The organism is Pediococcus parvulus (assembly GCF_007990205.1).
In the GTDB taxonomy this organism is placed as follows: Bacteria; Bacillota; Bacilli; order Lactobacillales; family Lactobacillaceae; genus Pediococcus; species Pediococcus parvulus.
Genome location: NZ_BJWE01000050.1, coordinates 1 through 12,944, shown reverse-complemented (window position 1 = coordinate 12,944; position 12,944 = coordinate 1). Strand labels below are relative to the sequence as shown.

Annotated in this window: 13 protein-coding genes and 1 pseudogene; 3 read left to right on the top strand and 11 right to left on the bottom strand. The window is 39.6% G+C overall.

Annotated elements, in window-relative coordinates:
- Positions 1-390: 390 nt before the first annotated feature.
- The 8 genes and pseudogenes from PPA04_RS08485 to PPA04_RS08450 all read right to left on the bottom strand — a co-directional run bounded on the left by PPA04_RS08485 (position 391) and on the right by PPA04_RS08450 (position 8,304).
- Positions 391-1,230 (bottom strand): LPXTG cell wall anchor domain-containing protein, encoded by an 840-nt coding sequence (locus PPA04_RS08485; protein WP_147206793.1) that lies wholly within the window; start codon positions 1,228-1,230, stop codon positions 391-393.
- Positions 1,193-1,639: pseudogene (locus PPA04_RS08480) on the bottom strand (MucBP domain-containing protein); the annotation flags it as partial. The pseudogene PPA04_RS08480 and the gene PPA04_RS08485, both read right to left, overlap by 38 nt.
- 589 nt (positions 1,640-2,228) lie before the next feature.
- Positions 2,229-3,218 (bottom strand): ribose-phosphate diphosphokinase, encoded by a 990-nt coding sequence (locus PPA04_RS08475; RefSeq protein WP_057784910.1) that lies wholly within the window; start codon positions 3,216-3,218, stop codon positions 2,229-2,231.
- 141 nt (positions 3,219-3,359) lie between these two features.
- Positions 3,360-4,775: a bifunctional UDP-N-acetylglucosamine diphosphorylase/glucosamine-1-phosphate N-acetyltransferase GlmU gene (gene glmU / locus PPA04_RS08470; RefSeq protein WP_057784911.1), complete on the bottom strand. Its 1,416-nt coding sequence runs from the start codon at positions 4,773-4,775 to the stop codon at positions 3,360-3,362.
- A 40-nt stretch (positions 4,776-4,815) separates the two neighbouring features.
- Entirely contained in the window at positions 4,816-5,634 is an 819-nt protein-coding gene (gene purR / locus PPA04_RS08465; protein WP_147206791.1) for a pur operon repressor, read from the bottom strand.
- Positions 5,635-5,964: 330 nt separating this feature from the next.
- On the bottom strand, positions 5,965-6,759 hold the full coding sequence (locus PPA04_RS08460) for a metal ABC transporter permease (protein ID WP_057784913.1): 795 nt from the start codon (positions 6,757-6,759) through the stop codon (positions 5,965-5,967).
- Positions 6,752-7,447, bottom strand: a complete 696-nt coding sequence (locus PPA04_RS08455; protein WP_057784914.1) for a metal ABC transporter ATP-binding protein — start codon at positions 7,445-7,447, stop codon at positions 6,752-6,754. The genes PPA04_RS08460 and PPA04_RS08455 overlap by 8 nt, the downstream gene beginning before the upstream one ends.
- Positions 7,444-8,304 (bottom strand): metal ABC transporter solute-binding protein, Zn/Mn family, encoded by an 861-nt coding sequence (locus PPA04_RS08450; protein ID WP_186806978.1) that lies wholly within the window; start codon positions 8,302-8,304, stop codon positions 7,444-7,446. Before PPA04_RS08450 ends, PPA04_RS08455 begins: the two co-directional genes overlap by 4 nt.
- A gap of 273 nt (positions 8,305-8,577) precedes the next feature.
- Between PPA04_RS08450 and PPA04_RS08445 the strand changes: the two genes are divergently transcribed.
- Positions 8,578-9,756: a GNAT family N-acetyltransferase gene (locus PPA04_RS08445; RefSeq protein ID WP_057784915.1), complete on the top strand. Its 1,179-nt coding sequence runs from the start codon at positions 8,578-8,580 to the stop codon at positions 9,754-9,756.
- Positions 9,757-9,882: 126 nt separating this feature from the next.
- Here the strand turns inward: PPA04_RS08445 and PPA04_RS08440 are convergent, their stop codons facing one another.
- The 3 genes from PPA04_RS08440 to PPA04_RS08430 form a co-directional block, all read right to left on the bottom strand.
- Positions 9,883-10,101, bottom strand: coding sequence for an immunity protein (locus tag PPA04_RS08440; RefSeq protein WP_229923090.1), 219 nt, complete (start codon positions 10,099-10,101; stop codon positions 9,883-9,885).
- Between the two features lie 52 nt (positions 10,102-10,153).
- Entirely contained in the window at positions 10,154-10,843 is a 690-nt protein-coding gene (locus PPA04_RS08435; RefSeq protein WP_057784917.1) for a CPBP family intramembrane glutamic endopeptidase, read from the bottom strand.
- A 112-nt stretch (positions 10,844-10,955) separates the two neighbouring features.
- Positions 10,956-11,399 (bottom strand): hypothetical protein, encoded by a 444-nt coding sequence (locus PPA04_RS08430; RefSeq protein ID WP_057784918.1) that lies wholly within the window; start codon positions 11,397-11,399, stop codon positions 10,956-10,958.
- A 235-nt stretch (positions 11,400-11,634) separates the two neighbouring features.
- On the opposite strand from PPA04_RS08430, the gene PPA04_RS09845 reads away from it, so the two are divergent.
- Together PPA04_RS09845 and PPA04_RS08420 are read left to right on the top strand one after the other, a co-directional pair.
- Positions 11,635-11,724 (top strand): putative holin-like toxin, encoded by a 90-nt coding sequence (locus PPA04_RS09845; RefSeq protein ID WP_021353390.1) that lies wholly within the window; start codon positions 11,635-11,637, stop codon positions 11,722-11,724.
- 244 nt (positions 11,725-11,968) lie between these two features.
- A partial coding sequence (locus tag PPA04_RS08420; protein ID WP_147206790.1) for a Y-family DNA polymerase occupies positions 11,969-12,944 on the top strand: 976 nt, incomplete at its 3' end.

The window sequence follows — 12,944 nt, the reverse complement described above, 5'->3', positions numbered from 1 at the left end:
GAAAAAGTGAGCGGAACAAGGCGTCTAGACTCATAGCTATAAGTGAGATGGAGGCGGGATCGCAATCCTGCAGGAATCTTGCTTATAGCTATGAGTCTGCCTTGTGGAGCTGTCCTAAAATAGTGAGCGGATTGTGGCGTTTTGCCTAATCGAGATAAACGTGCCGGTCGAGCGATCGTGATCGCGCGGTTAGGCATGATTATCTCGATTGGGCTGCCACAAGGAGCTGTCCTAAAAAGTGAGCGGATTGCAGTGTCCTTAGTTACCCCTAATCCAAAACAAACACCCCACAAAAAAACAGGCCCCACCCTCAAAAAGAGCGTAACCTATTTCATGAAATCCAAACATCAATCGTCAACATTTGAATACATAATATTTCCAAAACTAAATTTAATATTTTCTTTTTCTAACGACTCCAAACAAAGCTAAAGTAGCCATGACAAGCAATCCAATAATGCCAACATTTCTACCAGCAACAGTATTTGCCTCATTGGTTTGTGGTAATTCTTTATTAGCCGAAACAGAATTCTTTTTCGTAGAACCAGAAGCGGATTGACCATTCACTGAAGGATTAGAATTAACTACCTTACCACTGTCATTTTGACCTAAACCGTTTCCTTGATTGTTAGGTTGGTTTTGACCAGAGTTTGATCCTCCGTTGCCATTTGAACCACCATTATCACCGGGGTTTCCTGGAGTTCCTGGATTGCCACCATTGTCAGCCTTCACAACTACCACACCTGTTCCAGATACGGAAAGTCCTGTAACTGGATCAGTATAAGTGAAGGTATAGGTCCCACGATTGCCAGCAATATTCGTGTCGAAATTGCTTGGGCCCTTGATAACTAAGCTACCGTTTGCAATTGCTTCTGCATAACTTAAAGTTGTGCCTGTAGAAGAAACAATCGAATTGAAAAGATTTTCCGGTTTAAAACTAGATCCCTTTTCAATCGTAATCTGTGGCTTAATATTAATGGTTGGTTTTACAGCATCATACTTATAAGTCAACTTGATACTATAGTCTTTACCAACCCCATTTTCAGATACAGTCGTTTTATCAATATACGTTAAAACTGTTTGCCAATCAGATGCCGTCCACTCACTTGGATCTTTGGTTACCCCTGCAGCAGATGCAAAATCAGTCAAACTACCAGTATGTGTACCATCCTCGTTAGTCAAGGTATAACTACTATTAGTGTAGTTCACTTGATAACCTGAAATAGTTTTCACCCGCTTTAAGTTCTGTAGTATCTGCATTGGCAATTGCCTTGCCTGTTGTATCTTGATATTCAGTTGTTTGATTAAACGTTCCTTGAGGCACTACAGAATCATACTTATAAGTTATGGTAATACTATAATTTTCCCCAACACTATTCACTTTTATTGTATTCAGAAAAGCGATTACTTTTTTCCAATCAGAAGTCGTCCAGTTACTTGGATCACCAACTACTCCGGCGGCAGATGCAAAATCGGTGAGCTTTCCAGTATTCGTGCCATCTTCGTTGATTAAAGTATAACTACTTTTAGCATAGTTCACTTGGTACCCCTTAATTTCTTTAGGCACACTAAAACTGTAATTGTCTCCCGTTTTAAGACTTGTGCTAATTGAATCAGCAATCCTTTCGCCATTTATGTCTTGATACTCCGTCGTCTGATTAAACGCATTTTGGGATGCTTCTCAAGTTGAGTTTTTTTCATTTTTACTTACTTGTGTCGCGTTTGATGAACTTACATTATTTTTAGAAGACACTGCTACATTAGTTGTCTCCGCATTTACTTGATTGGGTGTCACACCATCCCTAAAATTCCTGCTGAAAACAGTAGCGTCCCCGCGAGTAAAGCATATTTCCGATTTTGTTTCACTTTATTATTGGTCATTTTGCTCTCCTTTCAAACATCATTTACATCATCATTCTCCATCTGCATTCTAACATCTTACCGGTAATATTGACAGCACTTACATTGTATTATTTACTATTAAGAATTTTCAATAGAATAATCAAGAAAACCCGCTTTAAATGCATACATTTGTCGGTATTTGTCCGCTATATCTTTATTCTTTAGTTATTCAAAATCATACAATTATTGTGTTCCTCTTGTGGGCTCAAAATTCGCTTAAATCCCTTAAATTTTAGGCAAAAAAATCCAGGAAGAAATTAGATTCATTTCTTTCCGGATTTAATGTTAACTTTATTTCAACCAAACAAAGTTACTGTCTAATTGTATTTTTAATCTCTTTCCGCTTCTTCTTTGCTGAAACGGTTGTTGAATAATGGACTAACTGGTTTGTTTTCGTGAATTAAACGAATAGCTTCACCAATTAATGGACCAACAGAGATTTGAGTAATTTTTGAAATTTTCTTTTCTTCTGGTAAATTAATCGAATCAGTCACAATCAATTGCTTGATTGGTGAATTAGCAATTCTTTGAATAGCTGGACCTGATAAAACAGGATGTGTACAACTTGCGTAAACCTCAGTTGCACCAGCGTCCATTAAGGCTTGTGCGCCAAGGGTGATGGTTCCAGCAGTATCGATCATGTCATCAATCATGATACAACGTTTGCCCTTCACTTCACCAATAATGTTCATGACTTCCGCAACATTTGCACGAGGCCGCCGTTTGTCAATGATCGCAATTGGAGCCTTCAAGAACTCAGCCAACTTACGAGCTCTGGTCACACCACCATGATCTGGTGAAACCACAACGGAATCTTTATCCAAATGATGTTCAATAAAGTAGTCAGCCAACAATGGTGCGCCCATCAAGTGATCCATTGGAATGTCAAAGAATCCTTGAATTTGAGCGGCATGCAAATCAAGCGCAATAATACGTGTTGCACCAGCTTTTTCAATCATATCTGCTACTAACTTAGCAGTAATTGGTTCACGTGAACGCGCCTTACGATCCTGACGTGCATAGCCATAATATGGAATAACCACATTAATAGTTTGAGCACTTGCTCGTCTTAGTGCATCGATCATAATAAGAAGTTCCATCAAATTATCATTTACAGGTGCCGAAGTGGACTGAATAATGTACACTTGATCCCCACGAATACTTTCTTCAATGTTAATTCTAATTTCACCATCGCTAAAACGATCAACAGACGTCTTACCTAGCTTAACACCAACTGCTTCAGCAATTTTTTCTGCTAAAGGCTTGTTTGAATTCAAAGCAAAGATCTTCAGCTTTGGATCAGAATATTGTCCAGACATGAAATCCTCCAATAACGATTTTTAAGAATCTGTTTGATTACCACTATATATAATAATTCATTTGAGCCACCAAAAGCAAGCGTATTTCCCGCACAAACAAGAAATACTTCAACTTGTCTTCGAAACTTAACACCAGTCCCTTTAATCCTTATTTTCAGCCTGTTTTGCTTCTTCTTGTTTTATTGCATCATAAACCGGCAACTTCTTGAAATATCCTGGTTTTGTCGTTTGCCGAGAACGCGCAATTCCCATGTCATACTTCGCCAAATCATCTGTGATTGTTGAACCGGCAGCCACATACGAATAGTCAGCCATTTTAACTGGGGCAATAATATTTGAATTGCTCCCGATAAATGCATGGTCACCAATAACCGAGGTGTGTTTATTAATGCCATCATAATTCACAAAGACCACGCCACAACCAATATTGATGTCAGTTCCCAAAACGGCGTTTCCGACATAAGTCAAATGACCCACTTTAGTCCGAGCACCCAGTTTGGCTTTTTTAATTTCGCAGAAGTTTCCAATGTGCACACCTTCACCAATTTCAGCTTCCGGACGCAAATGACTGTTAGGTCCAATATCGCTGTCATCATGCATAATAGATTCTTCGATTGTAGAAGAAGTGACATGTACACGATCACCAATCTTAGAAGATACAATCTTGGAATTTGCACCAATGACACAGTCAGAACCAATGACCGTTTTTCCAGATATCGAAACGCCTGGTTCTACAATCGTATCGGATCCAATTTTGACATCCACATCAATGTAAGTATTGTCAGGATCAATTAACGTGACCCCATTAGCCATATGCTGATCATTAATGCGTTCTTGCATGATTTTAGTGGCATTTGCCAAGGCCTTACGATCATTCACACCCATGGATTCGGAAAAGTCTTTCATCTCATAAGCGGCCACAATTTCGCCTTGGGACTTCATAATTTCAATAACGTCTGGCAAATAGTATTCACCTTGTGCGTTATTATTTTTCACTTGATGTAACGCAGCAAACAACTTTTTGTTGTCAAAACAGTAAACACCAGTATTGATTTCGTGAATTGCAGCTTCTTCCCGAGTGGCATCTTTTTCTTCCACAATTTTAGAAACAACCCCCACATTGTTGCGCACAATTCGACCATAAGAAAATGGATTGTCAGCATCAGCGGTCAAAATGGTCGCTGCAGCCCCTTTTTCTTTATGATATTCAAACAAATCTTCAAAAGTGCTAGCACGAAAAAGTGGCGTGTCACCACTGACAACCATGGTCATCCCATCTTTATCGCCCAAAATAGATTCCGCCTGCAAAACAGCATGACCAGTTCCTAATTGTTGTTCTTGATAGGCATATTCAGTTCGTTTGCCAAGTTCATCTTCGACCCGTTCAGCACCGTGACCAACCACTGTGACGACCTGATCCATGTTTGTCTTTTCAACTTGGGTCAACACGTGATCTACCATTGATTTCCCACAAACGCGATGTAAAACCTTGTATAACTTCGACTTCATCCGGGTTCCTTGACCGGCTGCTAGAATAACTGTGTATTTACCACTCATTTGAATTTCTCCTTGCTTTTTTAATAAAAATTCTTTTGATTTAATCAAAAACTTTTGCTAAATAATTACCGGGTTGAATTTGAATTTCGGCGCGACTCGCATCCACATTCAACAATGAAGTGACGTCATCGATCATCCGTTGTCCATTGAAATTACCTTGGGCAAAAACGGTTGTGCCAATTAACTCAGCTTCAAATTCAGTGATCAGCGCCTGCATCCCTTTGAGCGTGCCGCCACCTTTCATATAATCATCCACAACTAAAACTCGTGTTCCGGCTTTCAAACTCCGTTTAGAGAGTTCCATTTTCTTAATCTGAGCTGAAGATCCGGAAACATAGTTCACACTGATTGTGGAACCCTCTGTAATTTTAGAATCATGGCGTACAATAATAAAGGGCACACCTAAATAATCCGCGACACTCTGGGCAATTGGAATTCCTTTCGTTTCTACGGTCATAATGGCATCCACTTTTTTCTGTGCGTATTCATTTGCGATTAACCGACCAACTTTTTTCAAAACCACTGGATCGCTTAATAAGTCAGACATATACAAATAGCCACCTGGTAAAATCCGATCAGCTGTAGAAAGCTGTTGAATTAAATCATCAATGATCGTTTTTGCTTCATTTTTTTGAATTGTTGGAATAAACAAAGCCCCGCCTGCCGCACCGGGGATTGTTTCTAAAATTCCAGTTCCCCGATTTGAAAAGGTCCGTTTAATAATTGCCATGTCTTCGCTAATAGAAGATTTAGCAGAATCGTAACGTTCGGCAAAAAACCGAAGTGTTACTAACGTGTGGGGCCGCTCTAAAAAGTATCTAGTCATATCAATCAAACGATCACTTCTTCGGACACTCAACGCTATCAACTCCATTCTATTTATTAAGTTACTTTACCTTCGATCATAGCATAAACGTTCGTGTTTTGCTCAAAAAACGGAAAAGTTTTATCATCTTTTTGATTTCTTTCTCTAGAGTAATCGCATCGTGTTCATATTTTTCGTAAAGTATCACTCAACTAAAAAATTGATCGTAGCGAGTCATGAAAATGGACTCAGTAGTGAAATTACTGTTGGTGCTTTAGCACTTACAGTAAGGTCAATATTCAAGCCAACAGTTGGCTTGAATTTGTGCCCACTACGCTCCAGTCCATTTTTTTTAGACTCGCTACGATCAATTTTTAATTTTATTTATCCATTTTTAATTCGATTCCAAGTCAAAGCACCAAAGTAGATCACACACTCGATCATCGCGATGAAGAAACTGACTGGCCAATTGGTAACATAGCCTAAATACAAGCCTAGCCAAACGCCTAACAACGCAGCCCCAATTGAAAACACCATCATGCCACTCACTGTCCTCGTGAAATGCTTTGCACTCGAAGCCGGTAACGTTAAAAGCACGAAAATCAGTAGTGAACCCACAATCTGTGCGGCAACACTCACACTCAACGCTAAAATTACCAAAAAGATAATTGAGATTGCCTGCGTATTCACTCCTTTAACTTGAGCACCCACGTGATCAAATGAATCAAACCGCAAGTCTCGATACACGATAAATATAATCACCAGTACGGCAATCGACAACCACAAAATCTGGTCCACTTCCGATTGACTAATCCCAATCATGCTTCCAAACAGAATACTGGTTGCATCGCTGGCATTTTTATTTGCCAAAGACAAGAATAAAATTCCCGATCCTAAGAAAAGACTAGATATCGCACTAATCGAGGCCTCACGCCGAGAAGACTTGGAACTCATTTGGCCAATCAAGACGGAACTCACAATTGTAAAAAGTAACATACCATTTAATGGTGGCCAACTCATAAAGATTCCAAATGAAGCACCTGAAAAACCAATTTCTGACAACATGTGACTCAGAAACGACATATTTCGGCCGATAACATACACGCCAATGATACCGCTGATCACGGCAATCATGGTTCCTGCTATGTAGGCATGGCGCATAAATGCAAAACTAAGCATGTTCAGCCTCCTCTAAATCAGATTCTTTGAACTCACTAATTGGGCCACTCAGATAACTACCATGACGCATCAACAAGTAGTCATGGGCGTATTTCTGTGCTAGCTCAATATCATGGGTGATAAACAACACCGTCACACCTTGTTGCTCGTTAAATTCTTTCACCAAATCCAAAAGTTCAAACTTACGGACATTGTCCAAACTAGCTGTGGACTCATCCAAGATAAGGAGATCCGGATTGTTAATCAAGGCTTGTGCCAAATACGCTTTCTGTTTTTCCCCACCTGAAGCCTCACCAAGAGGTGTATTTTGAATGGATTCCAAATTAGTTTGTTCAATGATTTTATCTAATTTTTGCCGTTCTTTTTTGGACAACCACGGCATATGACTATCATGCAAATTCAGGCCAATAAAATCCCGAATAGATAATGGATACTCCTCATCAATATTTCGAAACTGAGGGACATAACCAATTTTCATCCGTTTGAATACGGGACGATACTCGATTTTGCCATGTTGTGGTGTCAGTTCATGCAAAATCACCCGCACAAGTGTGGTTTTTCCCACTCCATTTTGACCAACAACACTCAAAAAATCTCCTTGATTCAATTGAGCAGAAAGATCATTCAAAACTAAGTGATCTGGAAACGACACAGTTAAGTTTTTGATATTTAAAACGGGCTCACTCATTGCAATCTTTCCTTCTTTTGGATTTTGGCCACTTGGTCATATTGCTCAGTCATCCAGTCAAGATATGTTTTGCCAGATGGCTGAGTTTCGGTAATGTTTAAAACCGGGACATGATGCTTATACGCCAGTTTGACCATGTTTTTCACAATTGGATCTGATGCTTGCGGATTATTAACGAAAAACGCAATCTTATGTTTCTTAATATCGTTTTGCATCTGGCGGATATCCTGTGTAGTTGGATCAGAACCATTTTCAACCGCCAACGCAAAATGAGAATTATTAACTTTATAGCCCAGTTTTGCCAACGCATAGTCGAAAACTGGTTCACTCACATCGACTCGACTCTTCAATCGATTCTTCTTAAGCTGGGCAATTTGTTTGTCAATTCTATTAAGTGACTTAATGTAACGAGCGGCATTTTTTTCGAATTGTTTGCGATGTTTCGGATCTTTTTTCGCAAAAACTTTAGCTAATTTTTGGGCTAACTTAGGCATGGTTTGATGGTTATACCACACATGCGGATTATCTGTTAACTTCTTTCCCATCACAGTTCCACCAACATTAATTTTAGTAGCTCCCGATTCGGAATCCGATTCAATCAACCGTTGCATCCAACTGTCATAGCCCAAACCGTTATAGACAATGACGTCGGCTTTAGCCACTGATTTAGCCGTATTCGTAGTCGGCTCGAAATCATGCGGATCCACATTAGGTCCATTGATAATTTCGTCCACAGTCCCGTATTTGCCCACAACCGCCTTAGCCGTTTCACCATAAAAATTCAGGGAAGTCACAATATGAAGTTTATTCGATTTGTTTTTACTTGGCGCGCAGCCCCCCAGAACTAGTAAACACATTCCAGTGAGAACTGCTAGCACGTATAGCCACTTATGTTTCAATATAAATTCCCCGTTTTTTAAAAAGTAATCATTACTATTTAGCAACTTTTTATATTATAGCAAACGTACCCGGTTTTAAGCAAGCTTGCTGAATAATCTTTATTCTTTTGAAAGTTAACTTAAGACAGTTTGAAAACTGCTAAAATTTCATTTTTAGTTTTAGCCGTAGATCTGTCTATACCACTGCCAAATATGCTAAAATTAAGGTATTAATTAACCACGGAGGTTACGATGAAATCACAATTTGTGCTTGATAATTCTTCAAAGGCTGCCTTGTATAATCTGTATCTTTACGCATTCAATAAACCTGATAGTGACTTTCGCAAAAAATTCTGGTCCACACGGTTTGACCACGGAATTCCGTATGGGATATTTGAAGATGATGAACTGGTTAGTGGCCTCTTCAGCATGCCGTTTAAAGTGAATTTTCACGGTAATCCCCTTCTCATGAATGGGATTACCGATGTGATGAGTGTCCCTGAATATTCCGGTAAAGGGGCTGCCGGGACTTTAATGAAAGCCGCCCTTCATGATATGTATAAAAATAATGTGGTCCTTTCCTACTTAGCACCTTTCTCGTTTGCTTACTATCGTAAGTTTGGCTACGAACAAGTTTTTGATCATCAATTATATCGGCTTTCTGGTGACAAACTTCCCAGGGTAAAACCCAGCCCAGTTGGTCATGTGCGCCGGACTAGTTTAAAGAATGCAATTTCTGTCATTAAAGGAGCTTATCTTGAGTCACCCCTCAGCCAGAACGGGGGTCTCATTCGTGCTGACTGGTGGTGGCAATATTTAACCGAAAAGCATCCCGAATGGCAAGTCGCATACTATCAAGATGCCCAGCAAGCTGTTACTGGCTATCTCATTTATACCCGTTCGGCAGATGAGTTCCACGTACAGGAATTTGTGCATCTTACCCCCGCTAGTTATCAGTCACTACTGAGCTTTGTATTCAAACATGGGGCTGGCTATCAAACATACACATTTGAAAATGCTAATCCAAATTACCAAGGCGACTTACTAGCTGATCCGTATGCTTTAGAAGTTAAAACGCATCCGTACATGATGGGCCGCATTGTTAACTTACAGGCATTCTTGGCGGTATATCCGTTTGAAAAATCCGATTTTAAACCCTTGAGTTTTAACATTGAAGATGAAGTGATCCAGCAAAACCAAGGGAGCTGGACCATCTCGGCTACTGATGGCAAAACGGGAATTGAGCATGATTCTGAGAAAAAAGCTGATGTGCCAACAGTGACAATTCAACAATTTACCAAGGCTACTTTTGGTTATCGCACCTTAAGCTCTCAACAAGCCTTTGGTCAATTTGAAGCTAGTCCACAGGTACTTGCTAAATTAGATCAATTATTTGTCACCCCAAAGCCTGTTTTGGCAGATTATTTCTAAAAAGAGTGGGAAAAAGGTGTTGTGACTTCTCCCTCGATTTCGACTATTAAAGTTCAGAAACAGAAAGAGACTGGGATTTTTCCCAGTCTCTTTGTTTTATAATAATGCTCGATTAATTTGACTATTTTAAAATGCTCCGAAAAGCAACGCTAATCCTAAAAGGAATATGATAATTCCAAAGAACAAGCCAAACCAAAGTCCAAACCCTATAAATACATTAGTGTTTTTCCCGGCCGTTTTTTTAAAACTTCTAAATGCCTGCCTAAAACTATAGAATTGCCATCCAGCTATTGCCAACGCTAAAATTCCACACAATCTTTCTATCAACATATCAAATGCCCCCATTAGTATTTCTTCGAGCCTTTACTCTCTAGAAATTTTTAGTTGTAAACATCCTTTATTCATAAGAAATAGATTCTTGAATACTCTGTTTTCGTTTGCCGGTAACTAAGAACAATGCTACGAGAACAAGAACAATCACCACAATCCAAGTGGCAATCCAATCGACACCATCTGGAGAAGTCATCAATAAATTGCCATTCGTATTTGAGAAAGCAAAAATATCTAAGAAGAAATGACTAACCATGGTAACTGCGATACTTTGCGTGTAAAGATACGTCGCTGAAAGGATCATCCCTCCGCCAGCTGCAAACAAAATTTGATTCAGAGTTGCGCTAAGGGATTGACCCGCGAGTAAATTTGAAGAATGCCACAGACCAAATAACAATCCATTAATCAAAACTACCCAGACATACTGATTCTTTACATGACTGAAAGCCTTCAAGCTTAAAAACAAGACTGCAAAACGAAACGCCCATTCTTCGCAGACTGTTTCTAACGCGCTTAAAACGATTTTTAGGTTAAAATGGCCTAACGAAAAATCGTAACTGGTAAAAATATTCGAAAGCTTATCGCCTGAACCAAAGCCATTCCAAACAATCAGTGCCAGTAAAACCACAATTGCAAAACTCACTACTAACCAGTTTGCCGAGCGTGATAGTCGCCAACCCGGTAGTTTGAATCCCCATAGATACATCAAAAACCCAACTGTAATAATAAACGCAAACGCATTAACAACCCCACTCATATCAATTGTTTGTAGGATTGAACCAATTTCTTTCGGTCGGGTATACCCTATTGGCCGTTTTTATTTTGAAAATCCATCTAACTTTCTTTGAGCTATTACAGTTCACTGACTATTATTTTCTATGGGGTAAATTTGCTTCTGATTTTTTAAGCCAACCGTCAAAATCTTTTTCAGTACCCTCATAAACATCATATGCGTTTGGACATTTTTTTTGGAATTCACTCTTAAAATCTTCGAATGAATAATCATCTGGCAATGAATTTCTAACCTTTTCAAGCTTTTTATTAATCCCCTTAACCAGATTTCCCTTCTTTCTTTTACCTAAATAAATAGGCTTTCCATGAATGGTTACGCCTAATGCTTGAGCAGCACGAAATGCAGGATTTTTAACTTTAAATACCGGATCATGTATCGCCAGTCTAGTCAGTATATCTTTGGATTGCCTGCAATCATATTCTTTCAGAACCGTTACAGCAGACAAACGGTCACGCCAACTATTTTTATTATTTGCTTTCTTTTTCAACTCTTCAATATTTTTTGGTGTTTCTTTTATCATAAATATCACTCCCACTTTAATGCCCAAGCAGCTACATAGCTATTGCTTTTTAATAAAACAAATTTCAATCATTCTAAAGCAAAAAATACACACTGGTCACAAGAAATATTTCTTCCTATACAAGTTTTCTGTATAATAGACCAAGCAAGAAGTTTTAAGAGCGGTGGCTGTCTTTTCCCTTGCGAGGTGAGGCCCATGGGAATATGGAATAATCTTCAGGAAGGTTTCACAGCCAATGAGCGTCTTCCAGACACTCTCGTTGATGTTGCTGTTTGGCACGTTTTTAATTGCGCTACTCAGCTATATCGACAAGCACCACAAATAAAAAAGCCGCCCTGCGTAACTTTGGTCGGTTACAGGGCGACAATGTAGTTTTGTAATCTAGGCCACCGCCTTTAAAGCGGCTTGTATAGGAAGTCCTGTTCTAGCGGGGCTTCCTTTTTCTATCTATATTATAGCATGACTATAACTGACTTTCGACTATTTTTAATCAGATTTCTAGCAGCTCGAGGGAACGCATGTTTGTTTTTGTGCTAAAATACAGATAAAAGTTAACGGAAGTGATCAAAATGTTTTTTGATGATGAACCGCATGGCGTGTTCTTTTTAATTGATAACAAGTCCTTTTATGCGAGTTGTGAAGCCGTTGCCCGGGAGCTTAATCCATTAAAAGTTCCGCTAGTTGTTCTTAGTGAAGCTGAAAATACCAATGGAGGACTAATCTTAGCCACGTCACCCGAAGCTAAACACTTATTTCATCTCAAAGCCAATGTCTCCCGCAAACGTGACTTACCCAATGATCCGCGGCTGTGGGTTGTGCCACCCAGCATGAACCTTTATATTCGACGTAATTTGCAGATTAATCAAGTTTTTCATCAGTTTGCGGCTGAAAAAGAAGTTTGGCCCTATTCAATTGATGAAAGCATTTTGGATATGACCCATTCGTGGCGTCTGTTTGGCAATTCCGTTCGCGAAGTGGCGCGCTTGATTCAAAAGACAGTTCGGCAAAAGCTAGGCTTGTATACCACCGTGGGAATTGGTGACAATCCGGTGCAAGCTAAATTAGCCTTAGACCTTTACGCTAAACATAATCATGAATTGATCGGTGAAATCCATTACGAAACTGTGCCAGATAAGATTTGGTCAATCAACGAATTAACGGACGTTTGGGGGATTGGCCCCCGTATGGCTAAACGTTTGAACCGGCTTCAAATTCACAATATGTATGAGCTAGCCCACACCAACCCTTATTTACTCAAACAACAACTTGGCATCATTGGTAGCCAATTATTTGCTACGGCCTGGGGAATTGATCGCGCACAAGTCACGGAACCAACTAAGGTTAAAGAAGCTAGCCTGGGTAATTCGCAAGTATTGCCACGAGATTATTTTAACCAAGTCGAAATTGAAACCGTCATTAAAGAAATTGGGGAACAGGTGGCGGCGCGGCTTCGGCACCATCATAAACTGGCCGGTTGTCTATCGCTAAGCATTGGGTTTTCCTATGCCGCAGCTGAAGCAGATGGTCGCGGTGGTTTTAACCAGA